The sequence below is a fragment of the Vibrio algarum genome (assembly GCF_028204155.1).
Classification (GTDB): domain Bacteria; phylum Pseudomonadota; class Gammaproteobacteria; order Enterobacterales; family Vibrionaceae; genus Vibrio; species Vibrio algarum.
Genome location: NZ_JAQLOI010000003.1, coordinates 194236 through 220536, shown reverse-complemented (window position 1 = coordinate 220536; position 26301 = coordinate 194236). Strand labels below are relative to the sequence as shown.

Sequence of the window (26301 nt, the reverse complement as noted above, 5' to 3'; positions counted from 1 at the left end):
TCTAAATTCAACCAGATTTCCATTTTCACCGGTATGACTTCGAAAAAGTATCAAGTAACTGAACTTCTAGTAATCCCGTCCCACTTCCAAAGGCAAGCAGACTTTTGGTTGAAGAGAAGTTTACCTCTTTGATTTTTTAGCGATAGCTTCAGCTCTTATCACTTTGTCAGGGTCACTGTCCCATGTGTTGGCCAAAGTATCAAAATAGTTAGTCAAATGTCTCTCCATGATTTACAAACGGTGTTTGGTAGTGAAGTATACTGATTATTGAACTGCACCAACTAAACTGATAGGCCCTACAACACACGCACCACCTCCTCACATACCTAATCTAAGTTTATATAGCTTTGTAACATGTTGGAAATCACTAGTAGGTAAGTGTCGAACCGAATCAACCAATAACACCCAGTACATTTCAGCATGATAACGCTATTTTGCAGTGTGTTAGTTGTTCCAGTAACAATGGGGACGGCAACAATGAGCGTATTTTTGGAGACCGTACTTTTTAATCTCCGCTGTCTTTGGAGGTTGGTTAATCACAAAAACACCTAAAAGCCCTAAAGATAAGTGAGTTAGTATAAGGGCTTAAGAGTGAATAGCCCTGTATTGTAGTAGCATTGGCTAAGTCATTTTGGGTAGCAAACAATGTTTTGGAAAGTGGTTATTTCTGTAATAGCAGCATATCCATGAGGTTGGTCACTGAAAAATCGAATACAGTCCCCTGTATTCAAATGGTGCCATTTATTGTCAAAAAAGACGTTTAACTGCCCAACGGTAACAACAACATGTTCGATAATTCCTGCACTATGTGGAGATGACATCTGTTGATGATGATCCGTTAAAGTGATTTCAAACATTTCCATCCTAGAGTCAGCCATATATGGAAACAGAGTATTTACTTTCATTTTAGAATCATCAGGAAAAGCCCGTTCAGCAGAGTATAGGACGGGATCGCCTGCAAAAAAACCAGAAAACGACGTACCTAATCCGCTGGCAATCTTCCATAAGGTAGAGATAGTAGGGCTGGATTCTTCTCTTTCTATCTGTCCTAACATCGCTTTAGAGACGCCTGTTAACTTAGATGTGGCGTCCAAACTAAGCCCATTTTTTTCTCTCTGATTTTAAACGGTTAGCTATTTCAGTTTTAAATATTGAATTTTTCATAATGCAGCTTCTTGTTGTGCGTTATAGCGCACAGTGGTATCTTCGACTTCGTGCGCTATTGCGCACAAAAGATGTTATCACAGAACAAGGAAAAACAAAGGATGAAAAAGCTATTCAATCTAAGTCACCTTACTGCGGGATTTACCGCTGTATTGGTTGGTTATACAAGTTCAGTAGTGATTATCATCCAAGCTGCAACAACGGCTGGTGCTACACCAGTACAAATTGAAAGCTGGCTTCTTGCTTTAGGTATATCCATGGGAATCACGTCCGCTGTTTACTCGTGGTTTTACAAAACTCCAATTTTAACAGCGTGGTCAACTCCCGGTGCAGCGATGCTAGTGAGTTCTGTAGGCCAATATGAACTCAATGTAGTAATAGGAGCATTCGTTGTTACAGGACTGCTCATATTTCTGACGGGTTTAATTACGCCTCTTAGCAAGATGCTGGAACGAATACCTCCGCAGCTAGGTACGGCTATGTTGGGGGCTATTTTACTTCCTATTTGCCTTAAGGGGCTTGAAACAGTTACTAATACACCAATGATATTTCTGCTTATGTTCGCAGGGTTCTTACTGGCAAAGAACTATATTCCCAAATATGTGATGCTTGTTCTGCTGATTATTGGTGTTATGTGTGCTGTCGTCTTCGGTAATTCTGACTTGAGCACAGTAAAGCTCTCGCTAGCGGAACCGATATGGATCACACCTGATTTTGACATCTCAGCAGTACTTAATCTCTCCGTTCCGTTATATCTGATTACTATGCTTTCTCAGAATTTACCCGGTGTAGCGATGATGAAAAGCTACCAGTATAATCCCCCTGTTAAATCGTTACTTTTAGGTACAGGAATCACCAATATTCTGTTCGCTCCTTTTGGTGGCTTTAGCGTCAACCTCGCCGCTATTTCGGCTGCAATATGCATGACACCAGACGTTGATTCTGACAAAACACAACGCTATCGGGCTGTGCTATGGGCTGGTTTGTTTTATGTCCTTGCTGGAATATTTGCCACAACGGTTGTAACCATCTTTTTATCACTACCGCAGGAGATCACCGAAATTTTAGCGGGATTTGCGTTACTGGGAACATTGCTAATGTGTTTGCATACGGCTTTCAAAGACGAGGTATACAGAGAACCCGCTTTATTTACCTTTCTTATAACGTTTTCTGGGATCAGTTTTTTAGGATTGAGTTCCACCCTTTGGGGGTTAATTGTAGGGTTGCTTTATCTACGAATTAATATTTCCAGATGAACAGAGAAGTTGACTCTAGCCATCTGTAAAATTGTATTCGACGAAATCATAAATGCTCCATTTACAGCGACATTTTCAGACGCATTTGCAGGTATAACTCGACTAATATTGGCTAATGAAGGTTCAGCAAAAGCCAATATTATAAAGTTTCTTGAGAAGCTATCCGAGTTGAATATTGCCAATTCAGATATAGCGCTAATTACTAAGTAATCTAAAACTTAGTGGCAGATCGTACCACTAAGTTAAACGGCTCAAAGATGAGAGAGTTTCGGAGTGCTACTGATAGTTGATGGTTATATTGGTATATTCAGAACCGCCAGCATTTGAATAAAGTGTGGCCAGGACATTCATCGCGGTATCACTCCATAAACCGAAGTAGTCATCAAGGTGGTCAAACATACCCATTGTATGCGCTGTCTCATGCATAACCATTTCGTAGCCCCAATCACATTGACCGTTACCCATATTCACCCAAAGTACCGCATTGCTCGCATACAAACTGGTATTGGGATCAATACTTATTGTTAGACCACCATCATAGGGTGCAGATGCAGCATTAGCACACATATTTTGCGGGTCATCCGAATATTCACTTGAGTAATACGCCGTCCCTTCAGAAATGATTAATCCAGAAGTAACACCATATGTTGAATTAAATGTACTCGCATCAAAAGTACCATTTCCACGGTTTTCATTAGAGTAGCTTGTGTCTCTGTAAACAGATAAATCGGCTGTAATTACGGTAATATCAGTGAAGATATCGCCTAGTCGATCTTCAAGATTAGAAAACCCAGTAATAATACTATCTGGTGCTGAACTGCCATCAGAGGACACATAATAAAGGGGGATTTGAGCTGTCGTATCAAACCGAACAATTCCTGTCTGGTTAAAGGTACTCAGTGTATTGCTATCCGTTAAAGTAGTGGCCGATGGAGTGTAGTTTGTTGCTTCGACTAATGATGCTATCTCTGATTCAGATGCTTTACTAATAGAGTTTGAACTAGAACTGCTGTCATCATCACACCCAGAGATAAGTAAGCCTGTGATTAATGCCAATAGAGTTTTTTTCATTTTTTGCCAACCATTTTGTTATTAGAAATGAGACACTAATGTCATATTCAAATAAAGCACTTGATATTCATCAAGAAAATATTAAAACCAAGCCTATTCATAATCTAAATGGTTAAATTGTCAGCACTGATGTCAATTTTTTAAAGGGAAATGTCTTGAGATAGGGCAAGCCAGGCATTCGTTCAAATGATTTTTTATCTAATGGATTGTTAGTTTTTTTCACGTAACAAAACCTGTAACTACTATCGATGAGGTATGTAGTGGCTCTAATTATTGTAAGCAAAAAGCAATAACTGACCTCGCGAATCTTCTTCAGGCTTATATATTCGGAATATGTTGGTTTAGAAAGTCCATCAACACTCGAATTTTTTTATTGTGCTGCACATCTCGGTGACACACTAAATACATAGGCAGTTTCGGTAGTTCTTTTTCCAGTTTTATCTCGGTGAGGCCTAAATCAATACAAAGGCGTTTATGACTAGCAACAATACCACCGTGATGGCGAGCAAGCTCGAGATGCATTGGCATAAAATCTGTTCGTATTAAAAATTGTTCATTTTTAATGTACAAACCCATTTCGTGACCACCTTTTTCAAACTGTCGATCACGGTCAAAGCCAATTATTCGATGACAAAATAACTCTTTTGCGGTTCTCGGTGTTCCTCTTTTATCGAGATATTCAGAACTGGCATAAAAGCCTAACGGAATATCTAAAATTCTTCGGCAGATTAAGTCCAATTGGGTTGGTTCAAACATACGAACTGCAACATCTGCATCACGCTTATCAAGGTTACTTGCTTGATTGCTGACGACTACCTCGATAGATACTTCAGGGTAAGTATCCATAAATAAAGGTAAGATCTTAGGTAAATAATAGTGCGCAATTAATTCATTAGCAGTTAAGCGAACACGGCCCGATAAAGAAGAGACTTGACCTGCTGCTAAACGCTCAAGGCGATCGGCGATAATCTGCATTTGCGTGCTGTCTTCGAGTAAATTTTCACCAAAAGCTGTCAACGTTAAGCCTTGAGTACTGCGATCAAAAAGTGGTTGACCGAGTTTATTTTCCATTGATTGCAACTGCCTGCTCAACGTTGGCTGAGATACCCTTAAGGTGTTTGAGGCTTGGCTTAAACTGCCATGCTCTGCAATAGCTAGAAAGTACTTCCACCACTGCCAATTATTGCTATTCATAATTGAATATCCATTAGTAAATGTTGGTCATTCTCTATGTTATTTTAAATAGTAGAATATCTTTATCAAATGGAGGAAACAAGATGAAAACAGCACTCATTTTAGGTATTACGGGAAATTTTGGCTCACAGATGGCAAAAGCGTTGGCAAATGTGGGGTGGAATGTTCGCGCTTTGGTTCGAGAAGAAGCTAAAGCACCAACTTGGCTGTCATCTGACGATATTTGGGTTGGGGATGTACACAATGGAGCCCTTATAGAGAGGGCTGCCTTAGGGGTAGAACTCATCGTTTACGCAATTAATCCTGCCTATCATCGCTGGGAGAGTGAGGCCATGGATCTAATGGAACCAACCGTTAGGGTAGCAGAGAAATTAAAGAGTCGAATTCTTTTTCCAGGCAATGTGTACAACTTCGCCCCACTTAACCGTCCCATTTCTGAAGACTCTCCGATGGAGGCTGTTTCGGAAAAAGGTGCCATTCGAATAAGAATGGAGCATAGACTTCATCAAGCGAGTCAACAAGGGGCAAACATTACTATTGTAAGAGCTGGCGATTTTATCGGCCCAGATACGCACTTCACCTGGCTAGATGTGATCTTAAAACAGACGAGTAGTCACGCAAAAATGAGGTTGCCTCATGATGAAAGCCATGTCCATTTTTGGTCATTTTTACCTGATCTATGTGCCAATACCGCTTTGCTTATGTCTAAGCCTCAATCGTCTTATGAAATATGGCACGATGAAGGTTTAAAGCTCGGTCTAAATGATTGGAAAAAGGCATTTCTAGAAAACGGTAAGAATTTGAATGTAGGTAAGTTTCCATGGTGGGTGTTTAAGCTCATATCGCCACTAACACCTCTAGTTAGAGAGGTGGTAAAGATGCAGTACCTATGGCAGCAACCCGTTCTATTAGATGGCAATAAAATGAAGCAAGCGCTTCAAAGCCAATATCAAGCGACATCATTAGCAAACATTTTACCTCTGCTCGTCAAAAAATAAAATAACACCTCCAATTGTGGAAAGGCTATTTGGAATGATCGCTGGATGACTAAAATGGCCACAGACACGAAGCTAAAAAAATAGGGTAGGAGAGAAGCAATTTAGAGGTTAGATATGCGCGTATGCTCTCAGTCTAGAGACGCTTTACGAGCGAACTAATCCACTACTGCAAAGCATAGCAAGCGGGGCACTCTTCGAGAGCATATCGTTTATTTCCTCTCAAGTTTGCTAGGTGCTCAGCCCCGGCATTAATGCCCATTTGATAGCCTGACTCTAATACATCACGTTGACGAGATAGGCGCTTAACGGGAAAGTCTTGTGGTGGAGCAATAACCCGTACTTTGGCATCATTTGGTGGGAAGCGAATGAAATCAAGGGCTTGATTGTATCGATTTGCTCTAGTTTTCAGTGTATCGGCAACGACTGGGTTGTCTGACAACAATCGTTTCATTAGCCAGTGGCTATTTGATTTAGGCATTGTGTAGCTAAGTGGATGAGACAAAATCACAGTGATGTCACGCGCGCCACGTCTATATGCTTCCTTTACAGGTATTGAGTCGGCTACAGCACCATCAGTAAAACAGCTACCTGAAAAGCAAGGTGTCTCTCTATAGGCGATAGGTAATGCTGTAGTGGCTTCCATGACATTTAGTAGGTTGTCTTTTGTCACTTTAAAGTAATTGGCAACACCAGTGTTAATATCGGTAGTGGCAGCATACAATGGGATGTTACTGAGTAACTCATCTAGCTGCAGTGGATATTGCTGCAATGACGTTTCGCTCAGCCATTTTACATCAGTTAAGTGCCCACCTTTCACGAATCGAGCAGGATTGTAGAAGTTTTTGGATGTGCCAAGGTCGGTTATTATTTGATAGCTGCGCTTTGGTTGTTTTGCCAAATAACCAAGCAAATTGGACGCACCTGCAGAAGCTCCGATTGTAAATTGAAAAGGGTTATATTCCTCTTGTAGAAAAGAATCCAAAACACCGGCTGCAAAAATACCGCGCATTGCGCCACCTTCAACTACTAATGCTTTCTTGCTCATCACACATACCTGCTTAAATCTAAGAAAATAAATTGTATTCAAAAAATCAAAATTGTTGAAATCAATCATCCTTATCAATTTGATAGCTAATTCCTATGGGAGGGGTATTTTTAGTCGCTCTAGAAATTTAGGACGCGGTCAGGTTGCATCATATGATTAGCCGTAAAACCATAGGTAATCATTCTTGTTGTCACTTAAAAGTATCCTTTTAAGAGTTTGCGCAATAAGTCGCTATTCATTTTAACTAGTAACTTGTTAGGCTCAATTTAAGCCAGCACAGATAAACCAACTAAAGTTCGCTCCTGCCTTTTTTCAATGCAACGTTGATTATTCTGGCGTTGTTCAACGATATAAAATGCATTACTACATAAAAAGCCATTTTCAAAATGGTATATACACCAAGAATTGCCCAGCCTTTACCAGCAAATTGTTCTCCACCTGGTGTAAATTTAATCAGTAGAGTTATTAACGTAATATCGGCCAAAACTGAACTGATAAAATAGTTAATGCTCATTGAACGCTCATCCAACTTGTGAAAATTAATAAATGATTCAAACCTGAAGCCAACGGCACCAGCTAAAAGCGCAAGTGTCCATACGGATTCAAGTGTCACGGTTGTAGAGCCACTGAATTGCTGAACTGTTACCATAGCGAACACCATAACGCCAAACAGCATCATAAGTTCCAATAGTACTTTCCAATAATGATTTATTAATAACATGTCCAATTCTCCTTTATAGGCCTAATTTTTTTCAAGATAGGTACATATTTACGTGAGATATAGACCGATTCACCATTTATTAAGTTGGCTTCAAACCTTCCGTCAAATAATGGCTTAACCGATTTAATCTTTTCGATATTGAGAATAAGTGATTTGGAAGCACGAAAAAATGAGTAACATTCTAGCTCTTGTTCTAGTTCATAGAGACGTTTTGAGCTTTGGTAACAATCCGTTTCACCATAAATAAATATTTCATTGTGGAAGCTTTCTATGTAGAAGATTTTATCTCGATCCAGAATGTATAGTTCTTTATTAACCTTCCCAAAAAGATCTTTGTCAGACTTTTTAAGATAATTAATTAAGTCATCTATTTCTTTATTCATCGACAGGTATTGGATTATCACTTGGCTTTCTATTATATCCGACATCTGTTTAAGAACGACTTTCATAGCCACACCTCATGCTTTTCTTCAATTGTAAAACAGTATGTTCAGTAATCAATTGAATTGTCTTAAGGTGCTGAAATCTTGGTTCAAGATGCAGGTTTGAACATTCAATTACCTCTACTTATCTATCTTTACCTATTTCTCAGATGAAATGAGATTGTAACGGAGATATTTCTGCCCTTGGCGACCTAGCAAATTTTTTGCGATTTGTTTGGTTCTACCTGGCTTCAATTTAACCGGAAATTATTTTTCTAGAGGTTATTATTGGAATTTTTATAAGCGAGTAGGCTTAGTGAGATTGGCGACGATATTAAGCGTTTGCCACACTTTAATGCACTAAGAACATAGCCTAGTTATTAAACTAGGCCTTTTTATTATGATGCTTAAACGAAAAGTTTAAGACATGAATTGACCACCATTAACATGTAGAATCTGCCCAGTGACATAACCGGACATAAGATGAGAGGCAAGATATGCAAATGTGGGAGCCATCTCATCTGATGTGCCTAGCCGTCCCATGGGAATGCCCTTACTCATTCTCGCCTTCGCTTCTTCGTTTTTGTCTGCGTGGAATGCCGTATCAACAGTACCGGGAGCAATAACATTAAACCTAATGTTATCGGTAGCATGATTCTTTGCCCATGAACGGTTAATCGTGTGTAACCATGCTTTAGATGCGGCATACAGGGAAGCTCCTGGACCACCGCCGGAATATGCGGCAATAGAACCCACACTGATGACGGAAGCCGACCAGTTGTTCTGCTTTGCTGACTCCTTGAGATAAGGCAAACATAATCTCACCATTGTATGCGCAGATCGCATATTAAGATAAGCGACATTATCAAATAGTTCTGCATCTATCTCTTCTGTCTGTCTTCTTTCTACGAGTCCACCTACATTGTTAACGAGTACATCTATGCCACCGCGCTCACGAACAAAATCTTCAACAAACGTTTCACAAGCTTCATCGTTACAAAAATCCACCTGATGAAAACTGGCAGAACCTCCGAGGTTATTTATGGTCTCAATAGTTTCAGCAATCTCTTCGTGGTGACGATACGACGTTAGTGAGACGTGCGCTCCGCTAGATGCCAAGAATTTTGCAGCTGATAAGCCGATACCACTGGTCGAACCGGTTATCAGGATATTCCTATTTTTTAGATCGTTAAACAATTGCTCATCTCCAATAGTACTTTAATCTTGGATTTACTATATACGAAATGACTATGCAAATAAATTGAAACAATGGTTTACAAAGCTTAATGTGTCGATTGAGTGATGTTTTAAGTCAAAGGTATTGCCTTTGTTGGTCAAACCTTACGGCTATTTAATCCATGATTAATGAGTTAGGGAGGTGGGAGGTCTTCGCAAAAAGGTTTAACAGACAAGAACTGCTTCAATTATGTTTAAATTCAGACTTGCTACAAAGGATGCAACATTCTGAAATAGAAACGAGGTTACATGAGTTTGATACTATTACCGGTGCTTACTCTACTTTCGGCCTGTTTGAGTAGAATGTGACTTGCGAAACTCAGTGGGAGTCATACCCGTTTCCTTTTTAAACACTTTATAGAAAGACGAACGCGCATTGAAACCAACTTCTAGGGCGATGTTTAACACGGTATCTTCATTAGCAATTAATTTTGGTTTGGCCGATTCGATTCGCCATTTATTTACATAGTCGAAAAAGTTTGTTTCCATAGTTTCGTTTAGTGTTTGGGATATATAGTTCGGGGAGATAGCGATATGCTGTGCAAGCTTATGTAACGATAGACTTGAATCTAAGTGCAGTTGTTCTTTCGCCATAGTCGCATTAATTTTATCTGCAATTCGCAGAGCCTGATCTTTATTAAGAGCAGAGCGCTCATATTTTTTATCCACGACGGGACCTGAGCTTGTGACTGCTGATTTAACTGATTTATCATTTATATAGCGCCCTTCAAATCCCGGTTTTTGTCGTAACCCCCAATAGGCCAAAGTCCACACCAGAATCAACAACATTGTGAAACCATATCTATACCCAAACAGCGTGTTGTTTTGTATTAATGTTGACATTAAGTTTGCAAAGGAAAAGGACCAAGTGCCTGCGATAATTAATAGTAGCCAACTCAACCAACCTAGTTCGCGCTGTTCGTTACTAGCGAACAAGTCCTTCAGTTGCTTCCTGTATCTAGATAGACGAATAATTATCCGAATAACATAATACGCACTCTGCAAAGCCCAAAGCATCATTGCTAGAAACATACTTATGATCACGACAAGTGGAAATCCGGAATTAACATCCGTTTCATTGCCAAAAATAACCTGACGCATTTCCAGCGGTAAACTAATAATTAATCCGGCGACAATTAGTCCATAGATAAAAGGGATGAGCTGTATAGCGTGTTTAGGTTGCATTCGCCATGGTGAGTCTGATGTAAGCCCCTCTACATATAACCAAAATGAAGGGCCAAGAAGAAGCCAAGCCGGAAATATTAAAGCGATGCAAATCGTTTTCCATGCTGGAACTAAAGAAAATACTGCGGGCCCTGATGCAATGACAGCGTTGGCAAAGAAGAACATCGCTAAAGGGAAATAGGTTTGAGTATGCAATGAGCGTAATAGGAATTGAGGTAGACAAAATCCTATCTGTCCTACTGTCATCATTGCTATTGCAAGCACTACAAGATCTTCCAAGACCACCGCCTTTCATTAAAAATTTTGTTCGTGGGATAAAGTGAAATAATTGTACTGTCTCTTGTTTGATTAAAATACAAAAAAGTGTCCGGCCTTATAGTCTCGGACGACTTAAGCGCCCATAACAAGGACAATTAGGCCCACACGTTGGAGAGTTACAACGGCAAAACAAAACAAGTTAAGGGACGTTCGAATAAGGCAACAGCGGTTCTTGGTGATCATGTTGATTATGAGGGCTCCACAGTATAAGGAGAATTTTTAGTGATTAATCTTCAGAAATTAGGTGGCATCGCAGCACTTTTAGAGGCGATTCTCTACATGTCGGCTTTCGTTTTTTTGGGTTTTTTTGGGACTTTCCTTCGGATGCCGGTGTTGTAATAAAACTGGTTTTCCTGAAGGAAAATCAATCGGCCTTAGCTATCGTGAATCTTTTAATGTATGTAGTATTTGGCATTATTTTAGCCGTGTTAGTGCTGGCGCTCCATGAGCGTTTGAAAGGCAATGCGGCGGCCCTTTCACAAACCGCATCCATTTTTGGTTTAATATGGGTGGGCCTGGTAATTGCTTGTGGAATGATCTCAAATATAGGACTAAGAAGCGTTATTGAACTCTCAGGAAAAGAGCCAGAGCAAGCTAGGTCAGTCTGGTTAGCAATTGACTCTGTAACCGAAGGGATCGGAGGTGGAAACGAGATAGTTGGCGGTCTATGGGTTTTATTGTTAAGTATTGCCGCTTTAAAAAGTAATGCTTTTTGTAAAAAGCTCAACTATTTAGGTTTATTTGTTGGAGTAGCCGGAATTTTTACGGTTTATCCTGCTGATATACTGACCGAAATATTTGGTCTAAGTCAGATCATTTGGTTTTCATGGTTGGGATACATAATGTTGGTAGAGTCTTCGTAACTGTAATCAGGTTGTTACTCCCAAGCTAGTTATTTTTCGCTACACTTTCTATATCTCTCTCATTTTCCTGCTCTATTGGATTGGTATTATTTCTGTATATATCACGAAATTTATCAATTCTATTAATAACAATGTGTTTAGCTGAGTTATAGGCACTTACAGCAGAGTTTTAATGAATTTATTAATGTTGTAGCTGATGAAGTGAGTTTTGACGTGCATGTTATTGATGCGCTTCATCACTAAGTTGTCTACTGATATGAACACAAATTCTACAAAAGCATTTGAATCATAAAACAATGTAGTTACTATCTAAAAAAGAGTTTTCACTAGAATAGGGATTTAGAGTGAATCATAAAACAGAACTGCTTGCAGGTGACTTGGCGGTAGATCATTTTAATAATGGATTACTGTGCGCAGAAAGCGTTCTAACTACACTTGCTCATGTCCAAGGTATAGAAAGTCAATATCTACCAAAAATCGCCACCGCTTTTTGTAGTGGTATGGCAAGGAGTTGTGGCACTTGTGGTGCTTTAACAGGAGCGATGATGGGCTTGAGTTTACATTTAGGTCGCTCAGACACGAGCCAGTCAGTTCAGTCTACTTATGAGGCTACTCAAAAGTTGATTTCCGAATTCGAAGGTGAGTTTGGTGCAAAAGATTGCCATATGTTGTTGGGGTGCGACATTGGCACCGAAGAAGGAATGGCTCAGTTCAAGGAACTCCAATTGATAAAGCAATGTAAGCAATACACACGCCGAGCAACTGAAATAGCGGCAACCATTATTGTTGAGAAAACCCCCAATAAAAACTATTATTATGCGTATTTTTCTGGGTAAGTTATCGTCAGCAACATGCATGAAATGTGCGTTAAATATGCAGCATCCCTCTTCAGCTACAAGGACCTAAGCGATAGTATTAGAAAATTCAAAGCGACTTGAGTTTCATTCGTTTGTTCGTCCAAATCATTGGTAAAGGACTATCTTTTGGCTAAAAGTTTTTTTAATAAGAAAAGTAATGTGATAAGCAATATAACGAAATATAGGGTGGTAAATCCACTTTTGGCTACAGTAAATAGGCTGGTCGTTCTTACTAGTTCTTCAGAAACTGTCGGATAATCATTCAGCATGGCGATAATACCAAAATTTTCCAAGTAGTCTGAAAGTCCAGCTAACACGGGGAAAAGTGTCAGTAAATACAACTTTGAATCTACGGGTAGGCACCGTTTAAAAAACCATACGAGCAATAATGTATATGAAACGGCGAACATGGCTGGATACACAAAGTCCAACGGAATCTGAATTGTTAAGTAAGCGTATCGACCTTCTGCTCCCAAAGATTCTAATAATTGGATTGCTTGGTCGTAACTATAACCAGTTGGAGACATATCAAACAATATTGAATCAGGGGAAAAACTTAAGACTAGGGGTATTGTATATCCTAATATAGCGCCATATACCAAGTTGGTCAGAATGAAAAAGCCAAATACCATTTTTCCACTCGATGAGTTTTGTAAAAAAGATCTTATTTTGTGCATCGTTAGGGTGGACTCCGTGTTATAACTTGATACAGATCAATAACTATATCACATCAAATTCACTTCTATATATCAACTTAAACGGCATTAATGCGGCAAAAATACGACCTAACAGGATTGACTGTCAGTTGCGAGAGCTTTATGTCTAGATAAATAAGCCTTATTTTTTACTAAGTGGTGCTACGTTATCGTAACTTGGAAAAGTCCAGAGACTCCCCCACATTTTAAGCTAATAGTCTAACTATGAATTTTGATATCAATACATTGAAACACCACCAACTGTGTGTATGTTTTGGCTTACTAGATCAACGATTCCATCCTGTTTGTATCGATTTGCCCACTTTCGCAATATTGGCCTAGAAATCTCGTAACGACGATATACGAAGTCTTCATCACCAGATTCGTCATACATCTTTACCCACTGTAGTCATTATTGCATATCTCTTTCCATAGACATCAGTATAGTCGAAAGGATGTCTATGAATCACACAACTTAACCTATCGTTTTCTTCCGATAACGCCTTTCCGGCCGTCCAATTTTTCCATGGTTGATCTCGGCTTGTAGATAACCAGACATAGCACAGTAATCTAGGTAACGACGTGCGGTTGTCTTACTAATGTCTGTTACTTCCAGAAGAGAGTCAGCTGTATGGGTAACTGTTTCATCAAAGAATGCATCTCTTATTTTGTTCAACGTGAGTTCATCAATACCTGTTGGAAGATTATTTCTAGATTCGTCGAAGTTTGCTTGAAAGTTTAACATTTGATCTACATGCCTTTGGCTTACAAGTTCTCTGGATTCAAGTGTCCCCATATATTTCAGGAACCGCTCTATTGAGTCGCTTAACCGGTCATATGAGATTGGTTTAAGCAAATAATCAAACGCTCCGGCTCTTATAGCATTTCGCACCGTTTCCATATCACTTGCCGCCGTAACAAAAATAACATTTGGTGGGTTTTCTTTTCTGCTAAGTTCTTTCATCAGGTCGATTCCCTTACCATCTGGCAGATAGTTATCCATTATTACCAAATCTGGCTTCAGGATAGCAATCATACTTCTGGCTTCCTTAATATTACGTGCAATGCCAACAGGGCTCAACCTAGGTGTGCGGTGGAAAAACGTACTATGAAAATCAGCAATATTAGGCTCATCTTCAACAATTAAAATGTTAAATACCTTCATCTATCGTACCTTTTTGTAGGGATTCAGTTTCTTGTAGTATTTTTGGAATATATATAGAAAAAGTAGCGCCTTGAGGTTCAGATTCTTCCATCATTAATGTACCTCCCGCTTTTTTAACGTACTGATTTACCAAATGTAATCCAATACCATGGCCTTTTTCTGTTTTTGATGTCATTCCTCTTCGTAATAAATTTAAAGGATCGTTGTTACCAAACCCAGTACCGTTGTCGCTGACTACAACGATCAATTCACTTCCTATATCATTTATCAGGAGCGAAATAATTTTGTTGCTTTGAGTATTAAGTATTGTGGATTCAAATGCATTGTCTAGCAGGTTTCCTATCATGGTCGAAAGTTCTTCTTCATTGATCGGCCAGTTATCTCCAACTAACGCTGACATGGGGTCAAGCTCTAACTTCAAATCCAATTCTTCCGCTCGGCTGATTTTTCCAAGTAGAAGTCCCGCGATAACTCTGGATTTAATCGCATTTGTTACTGAATCGATGATCGCTTGTTGCTTACTATGTGTATTTTCTAATATTTGGAGCGCTTTATCGTATGCTCCAATCTGCAATAATCCACAAAGTGTTGATAGCTTGTTGTCGTGCTCGTGGCGGATAACACGTAAATTGTCCAGATAATGTTGAGCTTGTGCTAGTTGTGTTGTGAGTGTTGTAATGTCATCCTGTCGCCGCAGACTAACTACTGAACCCATTATCTCGTCGTTATTAGTCATTTTTACCCGCGTTGCAATAAAATTTTCGCCGTTGCAGGTAATAATCTCGTCGGCTACATCCTGAACTGCCTCTACTTTCTTGCTGGATAAAAAGAATGTTGCAGGTGTAACAAACTCCTGAATCGACCTACCTTTTAATTCTTCCTGTGATTTAGCGATACCCAACATCTTTAAAGCGGACTTGTTAATACTCAAAACTGTCCCATCTCGGGTTGTGGCTATGAGCCCTTCATACATAGATTGCATTACACTTTTCTTAATCTGTAATGTTTGCGCTATCTCCTGAGGTTCCATATTAAACATTTGACTCTTTATATGAGCAGAGAAAATAGCAGCCCCGATAAAAGCCAATATGATTGCCAGCACAACAACACCAAAGATAGGTAGTGCATAGTAGCGTATTCGATCAGACAGCTTTTCGATTAAATAACCTACTGATATTACTCCAACAATCTTTCCTTCCGGAGTTATTATCGGTGCTTTTCCCCGGATTGATAGGCCAGATTCACCAACTCGTTTTGAAACATAGCTTTTGCCATTAACTAATGCGTTATGATTATCCTTGCTGTTAATTTTTTTATTTATATGAGCGGGATTTGGGTGGTAGAGGCGGATCTCTTGCAAGTCGGCAATTACAATGTAGTCGGCATCGCTCAGTTGGTTTAACCGCTGAAATATGAAAGCGATCTTATCGTTTTCGCCATTCTCCATGTTTACTATAACTTCAGGAGTTGACGCTATGGTTTGTGCTTGGATTAGTGCTTTTGAGCCCACTTGGTTGAGAATAGTCTTCTCAAAAATATGAAAAAACAGGCTACTCTGAAATCCAATCAGCGCTAAAAAAAGACAGATAGCAGTAAGCCTACTCTTGTTCTAAATCTTAACTTATGGAGTAACTTACTGATCATAAAAGTGCTCTTTGCTGTGTGCTAGAAAGCCATTAGCCATAGCTTGCCAATATTGATAGTAGTGTAAGTATTGATTTTCAGTATAGATCTATGCCAAAGATGGTGAAGTTAATTAGTTAAAATATTTCCGTGGTTTTAATGGCGTAAAGGATTTTAAGAGCAGTGAGTTGGTGTTTATGGGATTAAACCAGAGGAGAATCCATGCTGTTATCGCAGGAACGGTGGAGGACAGCATGGAATTTGTTAACTGGCTAAAATGCTAATTCAGTGGCCTACCTCCAGTTGAGCGGTTTTCGAATACTCTGCCATAGTATCAAAGTTCAGGTATCGATAGATATCACTATGATTTTCTTTGATAGGGTATGTCATTTCTAGATACTCTTCTGGAGAAGGTAACCTACCCAGAATCGCTGTAACAGTAGCCAATTCCGCCGACCCCAGATACACGTGGGTACCTCTCCCAAGTCTATTTGGGAAGTTACGGGTGGAGGTTGAAACCGCTGTTGAGTTTTCAGCAATTTGTGCCTGATTTCCCATACACAGTGAGCAGCCCGGCATCTCAATTCTCACACCTCGCCGGGCAAAAACGTTGTAGATGCCTTCATTTCTAAGCTGAACATCATCCATCTTAGTCGGAGGAGCAATCCACATTTTGCTTTGGATTACACAATCACTTTGCTCTAGGATTTTACCCGCAGCTCTAAAGTGAGCGATGTTGGTCATACAAGAACCAACAAACACTTCATCAATTGGTGTTTGAGCGATTTCAGATAAGGGTTTCACATCGTCGGGATCATTTGGGCAGCAAAGTAAAGGTTCGGTGATTTCTTCGATGTCAATTTCCAACACTTCTGCATAACGAGCATCGCTGTCCGCTTTCAATAATACCGGATTGTTCAACCAGTTTTGCATCTCTACGATTCGTTTTTCCAAAGTCTCTTTGTTTTCGTAACCTTGGCTAAGCATCCATTTTAGGAGAGTAATATTTGATCTTAGATAAATTGCTACACTTTCCTGCGCCAGATCCACTGTACAACCCGAGGCTGAACGCTCAGCGGTAGCATCAGCTAGCTCAAACGCCTGTTCAACGGTAAGGTTTGGCAGACCTTCAATTTCAATAACCTTACCGGAAAAAATATTTTTCTTGTTTGATTTCTCTACTGTTAATAGAGCTGCCTTACGCGCAAAATAGGGTATTGCGTGTACAAGATCTCGTAACGTGATGCCTTGTTTCATAGTCCCTTTGAAACGTACCAGTACCGATTCAGGCATATCCAGAGGCATTATTCCTGTTGCTGCAGCAAAGGCTACAAGCCCTGAGCCTGCGGGGAAAGATATGCCCATAGGAAAACGTGTGTGTGAATCGCCACCCGTTCCGACTGTATCCGGCATTATCATACGGTTTAACCAAGAGTGGATGACTCCGTCACCCGGTTTGATTGCTACACCACCACGCGATTCAAAAAATTTCGGCATAGTTTTGTGGTTCTCTGAGTCAATTTTTCGTGGATATGGTGCGGTATGACAGAAAGTCTGTAGTACAAAATCGGCAGAAAACTTCAGACAAGCCAGATCCTTGATCTCATCACGCGTCATAGGGCCAGTCGTATCTTGAGAACCTACGGAACTAACCTTTGGCTGGCAATACTGCCCTGGATATACCCCCCTCAGGCCACATGCCTTGCCCACAATCTTTTGCGCGAGCGTGTAACCACCTTCGGCCTCGACCTTTTTTGGGCGAACAAAAAGTTCGCTCTGATTTAGTCCTAAAATCGCTCTGCTATCGTCGGTTAGTTGACGGCCAAGAATCAGTGAAATTCGCCCGCCAGCACGGATGCTATCCAGCAACATATCGGATTTTATCTCGAACTGACTCAGTAACTCTCGAGTCGCTTTATCTCGAATTTCTCCACGGAAAGGATAGATTTCTATAACTTGTCCTGTTTCTAACTTACTAACGTCTGCTTCAATTGGAAGTGCACCAGCATCTTCTAGTGTGTTATAAAAAATTGGTGCAATGCTATTACCAATAACCACACCACCAGCACGCTTATTTGGAACATAAGAGATATTTTGACCAATATGCCAAATTACAGAGTTTGCCGCTGACTTACGTGATGATCCCGTCCCAATAACATCACCAACAAAAGCAACTGGATATCCAGCCCGCTTTAGTTGGGAGATTCTTGTTAATGAATTATCCGGCATCCCTTCCCTTGGCATTTTTAACATGGCTTCTGCATGTAACGGGATATCTGGCCGTGACCAAGCGTCCTGAGCTGGAGACAAATCATCGGTATTGATCTCTCCTGGCACCTTAAATACAGTAACGGTGATTTTCTTCTCAACGTTTGCGCGGGATGTAAACCAGCAAGCTTCTGCCCAGTTGCGAAGCACACTCTTTGCTGCATCATTGCCTTGCTTAGCCAGCGCTGCAATCTCTGAAAACGCGTCATATACAAGTACAGTATATTTAAAGGCCCGAACTGAGTTGGGAGCCAGCTCCGGATGGCTAAGTAGGTCAATCAGTGGCGCTATGTTGTATCCACCTTGCATCGTACCTAACAGGTATACGGCTTCTACCGGTGTAATTGCCTCCGATTTGGCTTCACCGAATGCTAGTTTCTGTAAGAAATCGGCCTTAACTTTGGCTGCGTCGTCTACTCCAGATGGAACACGGTAAGTTAGCAGACATTTCAGCTCTTCTTGCTTTTCTATGTCTGTCTGGCGTTTTTGTAACTCATGGACTATCTCTTCGACATCACTTGCACTGAGCGGTTTTGGATAAATACCTTGCGCTTCACGAGATTGTTTCATCGCGTAATAACTGTCTAGCATGTTTTTTTCCTATTAAGAACTAAAACGAAGACCGACCAATGGAATAGTAGGTCTTCTGATACTTAAACTGATGTTGTCGCTGAAGATTTAGTTGCGCGCTTGGATAGAGCTCCAGTAATTTTCGAGCCAAACAGCGATAGCAATAGTAGAAACAGAATCAACATGGTGATTGGGCGTTCAAACAGGTAGCTGAATTCTCCGCCGCTAATTTGGTAGGTATGCAGTAAGTGACTCTCTGCCATTCCTCCCAACAGAATGCCAATGACTGCCGCTGGCACCGAGTAGTTCAGTCGACTGAATATCCAACCAACAATGGAAAACGCAAGTACTGTAACAGGGCCTGAGATATTTCCGGTCAAACCAAATGAGCCGAATACGGCCATGGACAATACTGACGGTATCAGAATGTTCATTGGTACCTTAACGACGTTAGCCAAAATAGGAATGAAGATCAGACCTAGGCCAATAAGTAGGAATACCTGAACAAAGTTACCCATAATGATCGCGTATACAATATCCGTTTGTTCTCGGATGAACTGTGGGCCACCAGTGATATTATGCATTGCAAATGCTGCTAGCATCACGGCTGTTGCTCCACCACCAGGGATGCCCAGGGCAAGTAGTGTTGCCATAGATCCTGCTTCAGAAGTTGAGTTTGCTGACTCTGCTGCGATTACACCTTTTGGATTACCCTGACCAAAGCTATCTGGATTTTTGTCACCACGTTTCGTTTCTACATAAGACAACAGGTTAGATACAGATGACCCAACACCAGGAACTGCGCCAACAAAGACACCGATCAAGCTGCCACGAATAAGTACTTTAGGGTGTGTGAATGAGTATTTGAAACCAGAAAGAATTTCAGTGATACTTACTTTTCGTGCTGATTCATCTGCAACAAGATAGTTTGTGTTTGCCAGTTTGAATAACTCGGAAGCTGCAAACATACCCATCATTGCAGGAATTACTGGAACACCATCTAAAAGATATTCATTTCCCATTGTACCTCGTGCCACACCAGCTTCACTGTACCCGATTGTACCAACAAGCAGACCGACGAAGCCGGAAAGCAACCCTTTAAGCATATAGTCGCCCTTGAGGCTTGCAATCAGTGTCATGCCCCAAAGGATAACGAAGAACATCTCAGATGGCCCTAGCTTTAGTACCATCGACGAAATTGGCTGAATAAGCATGAACAAAATTATATAGCCAAAAATCGCACCAAAACATGATGCACCCAATGCAACGCCCAAAGCTTTGTTGTGTTCACCTTTTTTTGCCATAGGATAACCATCAAATGCAGTTGCAATTGCAGAAGATGTCCCCGGTATATTCATTAATATAGCAGGGATGCCACTACCAAATGATCCACCTGTAAATATGGCTGTCAGGAAAATCATAGCTTCCAGGAAGTTCATATAAAGCGTGGCTGGCAAGAAAATCGCCATCGCCATGGAAATTTGGAGTCCTGGGATTGCACCGAATACCAATCCGATAACCATACCTGGTACAACATATAGCCAGGGGCCAATAGAGGACAATAGTAGTTCGCCACCGGCTAGTATTGCTGAAAGATCTAACATAGTTTTTCCTTAGTATTCAGTTGGTAGCAATGACATTGGCATTGGATAAGGGAGCATTTGGGCAAAGAAAACCGACATTATCAGACCGAATACAACGCTATAACCAATTAACCATACTAGACGGCGTTCTTTTTGATACCAAAGGAACGCGGCAACAAAAAGCGTTGTAGCAACGTCAAAGCCAATTGTTTCAAGAGACATCACATACACGGTAAACAGACCAATAATTGGTAACACAGTAAATACAGAGTCTTTTTCCTCTGTGTTCTCAACACTAATATCAGTGGCGTTGCGTCGAATTTGTTGAATTATTTCACCAACAGTAAGCACAAGAGCAATGGCAGCTATCGGCACAATTAGAATCATATTTTCGACTGTTGATGACGTTTGCCAGGCTGACCACGCATACCAACATATAAAGAGAGCTAAAATACTGACAACTACAAAATCAGCGGTCTTAAGATTGAAAATCTTCATAAATCCTCACGTCAGGGAGATTAATAGCTGCCCGAAACGAGCAGCTATAGTTGCATCAATCCAGTAGATTACTGTATTGCTTAAAGGTGTTGTAATTCTGGCTCATTAATCCAGATGAATGTTCTGGACCTACCCAGTCACCACCTATATCACTTGCTTTTAGGAACTTCTGAACGTCTTTACGTGCCAAAGACTTTTGGATTGCGAGTGCAAGTTTTTCGTAACGCTGTGGGAATTTTTCCTTAAACTCTTTTGTTACCGCGAAACCACGCATCGAGCCTGTCAGTACTGGTACTTCGGTATTTAGAGGTTTGAGTGCTTCGTTTACGGCCGGTGCATTCCAATGATCACTTCTCTTATCACTTACTACAGCAAGTGGGTGCAGGAACTCGCGAATACCTTCACTACCCTGAGCACTAATAATAATGAAATCTACCTGACCTCCAGCAACTGCAGAACGGGCTTTACCACCGCTACTGAAAGTAACAAGATTGAGGTTCTCTTGTGGAATACCGTTTTTATCAAGAAGCAACTTTGCCATCAGGTGTCCGCCCGACCCCTGAACCACCGCAGCTTTTACCGACTTTGGTTTCTCTTTGATTGCAGTAATAAGTGAAGCCAAGTCTTTGTATGGAGTGTCTTTGTTTGCTGCAATTAGCTCTTGGTCGAACCACTGGAAGTTTATATAAGAAAAATCGTCAACTGCGTACTTCGCACCACCTTTAAGAATTGTGTTTGATAAATATGGCGCAAAAGTAGATGCATATACGGTATAACCATCATCAGGCCTTGCAAGTACATAGTTTGCTGAGATCTGCGTACCTGCACCTTTTTTATTGATTACCTTGATTGGCTGCCCAAGTTCTTCGGAGATAAAACCAGCCATAGAGCGGGTCATGCGGTCAGCGCTACCACCTACACCAAAGCCAACAACGAAGTTGATTGGTTTGTTAGGATAATTGTCTGCAACGGCTATTGAAGGGGCTAGAGCCGAAAATATAATTGCTGCTACAGTGGATACCTTTCCTACAGCTTTCACTATTTTTTTCATATTTATACCTTTTGTTCTATTAGGATTAAAGTTTGCTTATTGAACGCGTTTATTGTCCCGCTGATACCTTGCCGTTGGTGTGAGGTAATTCAATCCTGGCTAATGTTTAAAAGGCAGCTAGAGTTTTAATGGCATTAACCAATGGTGTACTTTCAAGTTAACCATCGGTATTGGAGCGATAAGCTTGGTCGTATTTATAGCAACCATCTGAAAAATAACGGGACGGGAAAGCGACAAAGCGCTTATTAAGGCATTATGGGAAATGGATAGTGGCTGAGAAGATAAGTCAGACGGGATTGATCTGCTCCAGTTAGACTGGACACCGCATTAAGCGACATATTGTTTTTCAAAGTTAACTGGGCTTAGATACCCAAGAGCACAGTGCCTCTTGTACGATTATAATCAACCTCGATATATTCAAAGAGTGCTTGGCGCATCTCTTCTCGTGTCATTATCGGCTCATATTGAACGGCTTCTACTTTCATTGAGTGGAAAAAGCTTTCAACACAAGCGTTATCCCAGCAATTCCCCTTCCTACTCATACTTTGTTTTAGATTATGGGCTTAGATTGAGTCTCTGTAGTCTTTTGAACAATATTGTCTACCTCTATCACTATGGATAATCACCCCTTCGGACATTCCTCTACGGAACAATGCCATTGATAGCGCATCACAGACCAGAGTCGCGGTCATTACCCAAACAAGGGGCGCAAATGGGTCGCACATAAGTATTTTCTGAACTTGTAAGGTCAATGGACTTTCCATGGCTGGTTCAAAAAGGCAGGAAAGTATGGCGTGATTAGACTGTTTGATATCGCTAAGGTGCCAATTAAGCGACATGTAAAAATCATGAGACTGGTGAATCCGTTTGATCCTTTTTGGGAAGGTTTTCTCAATGAACGTAAGGTGAAAAACACAGGTCGTAACTCATGCTTTGACCCTGTTGTCACTGCTTTGTGAGTTGCTGGGCTACACACTAACGCTTTAGTGGAGGTTGAGCTGAATGCAGTGAAAGTTGCACGTACGGTTCTCAGGAGGGCGGTATCGGGTAACAGGTGTCGCCTATCCGACATAGACGAGTTGTATGGGAAGTATACGGCTAAGTGCAACTTGTTCCTGTCAAAAGACGAATTGATACCACCGGTAATTTTTAGCTAGAAAATACGTCTTTTTTTTAACTAGAACAGTCAATAATGAGGGGTTAGTAGCTTCATAGTTTTTGTTTCCTATAATGAACGCACTGTTTTTTTAATGATTCTGAGACTAAATATACTTAGTTTGTTTATTAGATATTTATAGGCAAATTTTGAGTTTGGATATAGATTCATTGTCATTGCTGTGTGCTCACCTAATAATCTTGATTGTCCAGGTACGCTGTTTCCTATAGGAAACTTTTCTATTGATCGTCATATGCCAGATAAGTATAGTGAAGAAAAGTTAACCCCCTGTATATTGAGATAAGGATAATTAGAAATGGAATATTCGTATAATAGTTATGACCTGCAGGCTTTTTTTACTGCAAATTTAGAAAACACTGATGGTGTAGTATTTTCAGCAGTTGATTCCGAGTTAAAGCGTCAAAACCAACAGATTGAACTGATAGCTTCTGAAAATATTGTTTCTAAAGCAGTGATGCAAGCACAGGGGTCCTGCTTAACTAATAAGTACGCGGAAGGCTATCCAAGTAGACGTTACTATGGAGGCTGTGTAAACGTGGATGCAGTGGAGCAGGTTGCTATTGAAAGAGCAAAACAGCTATTTCGTTGTGAGTACGTTAATGTTCAGCCTCACTCTGGCGCACAGGCAAATGCTGCGGTAATGTTCGCATTGCTGGAACCAGGAGATACTATTCTTGGCATGTCTTTGGCTGCGGGAGGGCACTTAACACATGGCGCTAGTCCGGCTATGTCCGGTAAATGGTTCGATGCAGTGCAGTATGGTGTAAAGCCAGACACTTATGACATTGATTATGAGCAAGTTCGTGAACTAGCGCGAAAACATAAACCAAAGATGATCATTGCTGGTGGCTCTGCCATACCACGCCAGATAGACTTTGCTCGTTTTCGCCAGATTGCCGACGAAGTCGATGCGCTGCTAATGGTTGATATGGCACATATTGCTGGTTTGGTTGTTGCCGGTGAACACCCAAGCCCAATCCCTTTTGCCGATGTGGTCACTACGACGACACATAAAACACTGCGTGGGCCGCGAGGTGGTATGACAATGACCAATGATGTGGCTACCCACAAAAAAATCAATTCAGCGGTATTCCCTGGTCTGCAAGGTGGGCCTCTAATGCATGTTATTGCAAGTAAAGCGGTCGCACTGGGTGAAGCATTAGAGCCCGACTTTACTGTCTATATAAGAAAGGTCATAAATAATGCCAAAATCCTTGCTGAGGTTTTGCAAACTAGAGGCTGCAACATTATCACTGGAGGAACCGATACTCATTTAATGTTGGTTGATCTAAGACCAAAAGGACTGAAAGGTAATGAGGTAGAGCAAGCACTAGAACGAGCGGGTATTACTTGTAACAAAAATGGCATACCGTTTGATTCAGAAAAGCCGATGGTGACTTCAGGGATACGTTTGGGTACACCAGCGGGTACTAGTCGCGGCTTTGGAGCTGAAGAGTTTCAGCAGATTGGTGAGTGGATAGGCGATGTGATAGATGCGCTGGCATCTGATCAAAAAGACTCTGGTATGGTTGAGCAACAGATAAAGTTGCAGGTTCAGAAACTGTGCTGTCGTTTTCCTCTGTACTGCTAACATTTAACCACCTTTATAGCCACGACTTATAAAGATAATTTGAGAAGTCAACTAGTGAGAAACCGTTTAGAGTTTATACAGAGTCATAGTGTAATAGGGAAAGTTAATGAAAGAAAATATCAATGTTGATGTAGCCGTTCTCGGTGGAGGCCCTGGCGGTTACACAGCGGCATTTCGTGCTGCAGATTTAGGTTTGTCAGTTTGCCTTATTGAGCGTCTCAGTACACTGGGTGGGGTTTGTGTTAATGTCGGGTGCATCCCTTCAAAGACTCTTTTGCATGGGGCGGCGATACTTGAAGAAGCCAAAGAATCGGCCACAATGGGAATCTGTTTTACGCAACCGAATGTTGATCTGGAAAAATTGCGTGACCATAAAGGTAGTATTATTAGAAATATGACCAATGGCTTGGACAGTTTATGTAAAGCGCGAAAGATTATTAGAGTGAGCGGCCGCGGTTTTTTCCAAGATAGCAATAACCTTAGAATCGAAGACGCGGATGGGCAACTGGTTACCTTTAAACATGCGATTATTGCCACCGGATCTCGGCCTATTGCTTTGCCAATAGCCCCGGATGATCATCGGATCTGGAATTCAACGGATGCACTTGCGCTTAATAGTGTACCCAAAAAGTTGTTGATAGTTGGCGGTGGGATTATCGGGTTGGAGATGGCTCAAGTTTATTCTTCGTTGGGTTCAGAGATAACTCTTGTCGAGGCTCTGGATCAGATTATTCCATCTGCGGATAAGGATGTGGTTCAACCACTGTTAAGAAAGCTGAAAAAACAGTACCGCATTTTTACCAAAACTTGTGTAACTGAGATAACTTCGTTGAAAGAGGGTATTCAGGTGGCGATGGAAGGCACTAAGGTGCCTGAGCGTGAAGTCTATGATGCCGTGTTGATAGCGGTTGGTCGTAAGCCTAACACTATAGAGATTGGTCTAGAAGAGCTGGGCATAGACGTTGATGAACACGGATTAATCTTGGTAAATGAGCAGATGCAGACTCAGATCCCGCATATATATGCAATCGGAGACGTCGTTAGTGGTCCTATGCTGGCTCACAAAGCTAGTCATGAAGCAAAAATAGTGGCTGAGGCTGTATGTGGGCACCAAGGTTCCCTTGCTCAAGCAGTGATTCCATCGGTTGCGTATACTAGCCCAGAGGTAGCTTGGGTAGGTCTAACGGAGAAAGAGGCGAAGGAAAATGGTTCTGATTATTCTATCGGCAAAGTGCCTTGGATCGTGAGCGGGAGAGCCCAGAGCGCTGGTGCAGAAAATGGTATGACTAAGCTGCTGTTTGATAAAGTTTCGGGAAAGATACTGGGTGCTGGTATCTGTGGAGCCAATGCTGGTGAATTGATCCATGAGGTAGCGGTAGCAATTAAGATGGAAGCCACGGCAAAAGACCTTGCCAACACAGTTCATGCTCATCCGACCTTAGCAGAGACGGTTGTCTTTGGTGCTGAATTGGTAGAAGGATCGATTACTGATATGCTGCAGCAGCGTCGAAGGTAAGCGTTTCTGTATTTATTTAGGTGTTTCGCGACACGGTCTTCGAACTCGATGACAAACCGACTCATCGCCTGAAGCCAGTTTTGAATGGGCATCGTTCATTTCTTACTGGCATCTTTGATTGTTATTATCGATTCCGCAGACATTATTGACTGTCTCTGCAAGGCTTTCTAGTGGAAATTTGTCGAAAACTGAACGTCTAGGGGGTACGCACTTTTGACTGTGATTATACACAGC

22 protein-coding genes and 2 pseudogenes are annotated in these 26301 nt (G+C 41.1%); 7 read left to right on the top strand and 17 right to left on the bottom strand.

Going from position 1 to position 26301, the window contains the following annotated elements; all coding sequences use genetic code 11:
- Positions 1–626: 626 nt before the first annotated feature.
- Positions 627–1164 (bottom strand): annotated as a pseudogene (locus PGX00_RS16330) (helix-turn-helix domain-containing protein).
- A 101-nt stretch (positions 1165–1265) separates the two neighbouring features.
- On the opposite strand from PGX00_RS16330, the gene PGX00_RS16325 reads away from it, so the two are divergent.
- On the top strand, positions 1266–2420 hold the full coding sequence (locus tag PGX00_RS16325; protein ID WP_272138536.1) for a benzoate/H(+) symporter BenE family transporter: 1155 nt from the start codon (positions 1266–1268) through the stop codon (positions 2418–2420).
- 276 nt (positions 2421–2696) lie between these two features.
- Here PGX00_RS16325 and PGX00_RS16320 read toward each other — a convergent pair whose 3' ends face one another.
- Positions 2697–3491 carry a hypothetical protein gene (locus PGX00_RS16320; RefSeq protein WP_272138534.1) on the bottom strand — a complete coding sequence of 265 codons (795 nt, stop codon included), beginning with the start codon at positions 3489–3491 and terminating at the stop codon, positions 2697–2699.
- Positions 3492–3809: 318 nt separating this feature from the next.
- Positions 3810–4685 carry a LysR family transcriptional regulator gene (locus PGX00_RS16315; protein ID WP_272138531.1) on the bottom strand — a complete coding sequence of 292 codons (876 nt, stop codon included), beginning with the start codon at positions 4683–4685 and terminating at the stop codon, positions 3810–3812.
- Positions 4686–4768: 83 nt separating this feature from the next.
- Here PGX00_RS16315 and PGX00_RS16310 point away from each other — a divergent pair, with 83 nt between their 5' ends.
- Positions 4769–5683, top strand: a complete 915-nt coding sequence (locus PGX00_RS16310) for an NAD-dependent epimerase/dehydratase family protein (RefSeq protein ID WP_272138530.1) — start codon at positions 4769–4771, stop codon at positions 5681–5683.
- 163 nt (positions 5684–5846) lie between these two features.
- On the opposite strand, the gene PGX00_RS16305 is transcribed toward PGX00_RS16310, so the two are convergent.
- The 5 genes from PGX00_RS16305 to PGX00_RS16285 form a co-directional block, all read right to left on the bottom strand.
- Complete coding sequence (locus PGX00_RS16305; RefSeq protein ID WP_272138528.1) at positions 5847–6728, bottom strand: patatin-like phospholipase family protein; 882 nt, start codon at positions 6726–6728, stop codon at positions 5847–5849.
- A 289-nt stretch (positions 6729–7017) separates the two neighbouring features.
- The gene (locus PGX00_RS16300) at positions 7018–7449 is read right to left on the bottom strand and encodes a hypothetical protein (protein WP_272138526.1); all 432 of its coding nucleotides are present in this window, start codon (positions 7447–7449) and stop codon (positions 7018–7020) included.
- Positions 7440–7898, bottom strand: a complete 459-nt coding sequence (locus tag PGX00_RS16295) for a LytTR family DNA-binding domain-containing protein (RefSeq protein ID WP_272138524.1) — start codon at positions 7896–7898, stop codon at positions 7440–7442. Before PGX00_RS16295 ends, PGX00_RS16300 begins: the two co-directional genes overlap by 10 nt.
- A gap of 393 nt (positions 7899–8291) precedes the next feature.
- A complete protein-coding gene (locus PGX00_RS16290; protein ID WP_272138522.1) occupies positions 8292–9068 on the bottom strand; it encodes an SDR family NAD(P)-dependent oxidoreductase in 777 nt (258 codons plus the stop codon).
- A gap of 318 nt (positions 9069–9386) precedes the next feature.
- Positions 9387–10571, bottom strand: coding sequence for a helix-turn-helix domain-containing protein (locus PGX00_RS16285; RefSeq protein WP_272138520.1), 1185 nt, complete (start codon positions 10569–10571; stop codon positions 9387–9389).
- Positions 10572–11005: 434 nt separating this feature from the next.
- Between PGX00_RS16285 and PGX00_RS16280 the strand changes: the two genes are divergently transcribed.
- Positions 11006–11473, top strand: a complete 468-nt coding sequence (locus PGX00_RS16280) for a hypothetical protein (protein ID WP_272138518.1) — start codon at positions 11006–11008, stop codon at positions 11471–11473.
- A 344-nt stretch (positions 11474–11817) separates the two neighbouring features.
- The gene (locus tag PGX00_RS16275) at positions 11818–12309 is read left to right on the top strand and encodes a C-GCAxxG-C-C family protein (protein ID WP_272138516.1); all 492 of its coding nucleotides are present in this window, start codon (positions 11818–11820) and stop codon (positions 12307–12309) included.
- A gap of 140 nt (positions 12310–12449) precedes the next feature.
- Here PGX00_RS16275 and PGX00_RS16270 read toward each other — a convergent pair whose 3' ends face one another.
- The 9 genes and pseudogenes from PGX00_RS16270 to PGX00_RS16230 form a co-directional block, all read right to left on the bottom strand.
- Positions 12450–13007 carry a hypothetical protein gene (locus tag PGX00_RS16270; protein WP_272138514.1) on the bottom strand — a complete coding sequence of 186 codons (558 nt, stop codon included), beginning with the start codon at positions 13005–13007 and terminating at the stop codon, positions 12450–12452.
- Between the two features lie 256 nt (positions 13008–13263).
- On the bottom strand, positions 13264–13419 hold the full coding sequence (locus PGX00_RS16265) for a hypothetical protein (protein WP_407702425.1): 156 nt from the start codon (positions 13417–13419) through the stop codon (positions 13264–13266).
- A gap of 81 nt (positions 13420–13500) precedes the next feature.
- A complete protein-coding gene (locus tag PGX00_RS16260) occupies positions 13501–14190 on the bottom strand; it encodes a response regulator (protein ID WP_272138512.1) in 690 nt (229 codons plus the stop codon).
- The gene (locus PGX00_RS16255; protein WP_272140875.1) at positions 14177–15712 is read right to left on the bottom strand and encodes an ATP-binding protein; all 1536 of its coding nucleotides are present in this window, start codon (positions 15710–15712) and stop codon (positions 14177–14179) included. The genes PGX00_RS16260 and PGX00_RS16255 overlap by 14 nt, the downstream gene beginning before the upstream one ends.
- 386 nt (positions 15713–16098) lie before the next feature.
- Complete coding sequence (locus tag PGX00_RS16250; RefSeq protein ID WP_272138510.1) at positions 16099–18672, bottom strand: bifunctional aconitate hydratase 2/2-methylisocitrate dehydratase; 2574 nt, start codon at positions 18670–18672, stop codon at positions 16099–16101.
- Positions 18673–18734: 62 nt separating this feature from the next.
- A complete protein-coding gene (locus PGX00_RS16245; RefSeq protein WP_272138508.1) occupies positions 18735–20255 on the bottom strand; it encodes a tripartite tricarboxylate transporter permease in 1521 nt (506 codons plus the stop codon).
- 9 nt (positions 20256–20264) lie between these two features.
- On the bottom strand, positions 20265–20732 hold the full coding sequence (locus tag PGX00_RS16240) for a tripartite tricarboxylate transporter TctB family protein (protein ID WP_272138506.1): 468 nt from the start codon (positions 20730–20732) through the stop codon (positions 20265–20267).
- Between the two features lie 55 nt (positions 20733–20787).
- The gene (locus PGX00_RS16235; RefSeq protein WP_272138504.1) at positions 20788–21783 is read right to left on the bottom strand and encodes a Bug family tripartite tricarboxylate transporter substrate binding protein; all 996 of its coding nucleotides are present in this window, start codon (positions 21781–21783) and stop codon (positions 20788–20790) included.
- 327 nt (positions 21784–22110) lie between these two features.
- A pseudogene (locus PGX00_RS16230) lies at positions 22111–22475 on the bottom strand (IS3 family transposase); the annotation flags it as partial.
- Between the two features lie 102 nt (positions 22476–22577).
- Here PGX00_RS16230 and PGX00_RS16225 point away from each other — a divergent pair.
- The 3 genes from PGX00_RS16225 to lpdA all read left to right on the top strand — a co-directional run bounded on the left by PGX00_RS16225 (position 22578) and on the right by lpdA (position 26067).
- Positions 22578–22742, top strand: coding sequence for a hypothetical protein (locus PGX00_RS16225; RefSeq protein WP_272138502.1), 165 nt, complete (start codon positions 22578–22580; stop codon positions 22740–22742).
- A gap of 513 nt (positions 22743–23255) precedes the next feature.
- A complete protein-coding gene (locus tag PGX00_RS16220; RefSeq protein ID WP_272138499.1) occupies positions 23256–24551 on the top strand; it encodes a serine hydroxymethyltransferase in 1296 nt (431 codons plus the stop codon).
- Positions 24552–24657: 106 nt separating this feature from the next.
- Positions 24658–26067 (top strand): dihydrolipoyl dehydrogenase, encoded by a 1410-nt coding sequence (gene lpdA / locus PGX00_RS16215; protein ID WP_272138497.1) that lies wholly within the window; start codon positions 24658–24660, stop codon positions 26065–26067.
- Positions 26068–26301: the final 234 nt, after the last annotated feature.

Excerpts from the sequence above, each read along its gene's own strand:
- PGX00_RS16325 (WP_272138536.1), top strand. The coding sequence starts at position 1,266 with ATGAAAAAGCTATTCAATCTAAGTCACCTTACTGCGGGATTTACCGCT.
- PGX00_RS16320 (WP_272138534.1), bottom strand. The coding sequence starts at position 3,491 with ATGAAAAAAACTCTATTGGCATTAATCACAGGCTTACTTATCTCTGGG.
- PGX00_RS16315 (WP_272138531.1), bottom strand. The coding sequence starts at position 4,685 with ATGAATAGCAATAATTGGCAGTGGTGGAAGTACTTTCTAGCTATTGCA.
- PGX00_RS16310 (WP_272138530.1), top strand. The coding sequence starts at position 4,769 with ATGAAAACAGCACTCATTTTAGGTATTACGGGAAATTTTGGCTCACAG.
- PGX00_RS16305 (WP_272138528.1), bottom strand. The coding sequence starts at position 6,728 with ATGAGCAAGAAAGCATTAGTAGTTGAAGGTGGCGCAATGCGCGGTATT.
- PGX00_RS16300 (WP_272138526.1), bottom strand. The coding sequence starts at position 7,449 with ATGTTATTAATAAATCATTATTGGAAAGTACTATTGGAACTTATGATG.
- PGX00_RS16295 (WP_272138524.1), bottom strand. The coding sequence starts at position 7,898 with ATGAAAGTCGTTCTTAAACAGATGTCGGATATAATAGAAAGCCAAGTG.
- PGX00_RS16280 (WP_272138518.1), top strand. The coding sequence starts at position 11,006 with ATGTATGTAGTATTTGGCATTATTTTAGCCGTGTTAGTGCTGGCGCTC.
- PGX00_RS16270 (WP_272138514.1), bottom strand. The coding sequence starts at position 13,007 with ATGCACAAAATAAGATCTTTTTTACAAAACTCATCGAGTGGAAAAATG.
- PGX00_RS16265 (WP_407702425.1), bottom strand. The coding sequence starts at position 13,419 with ATGTATGACGAATCTGGTGATGAAGACTTCGTATATCGTCGTTACGAG.
- PGX00_RS16260 (WP_272138512.1), bottom strand. The coding sequence starts at position 14,190 with ATGAAGGTATTTAACATTTTAATTGTTGAAGATGAGCCTAATATTGCT.
- PGX00_RS16250 (WP_272138510.1), bottom strand. The coding sequence starts at position 18,672 with ATGCTAGACAGTTATTACGCGATGAAACAATCTCGTGAAGCGCAAGGT.
- PGX00_RS16245 (WP_272138508.1), bottom strand. The coding sequence starts at position 20,255 with ATGTTAGATCTTTCAGCAATACTAGCCGGTGGCGAACTACTATTGTCC.
- PGX00_RS16240 (WP_272138506.1), bottom strand. The coding sequence starts at position 20,732 with ATGAAGATTTTCAATCTTAAGACCGCTGATTTTGTAGTTGTCAGTATT.
- PGX00_RS16235 (WP_272138504.1), bottom strand. The coding sequence starts at position 21,783 with ATGAAAAAAATAGTGAAAGCTGTAGGAAAGGTATCCACTGTAGCAGCA.
- PGX00_RS16220 (WP_272138499.1), top strand. The coding sequence starts at position 23,256 with ATGGAATATTCGTATAATAGTTATGACCTGCAGGCTTTTTTTACTGCA.
- lpdA (WP_272138497.1), top strand. The coding sequence starts at position 24,658 with ATGAAAGAAAATATCAATGTTGATGTAGCCGTTCTCGGTGGAGGCCCT.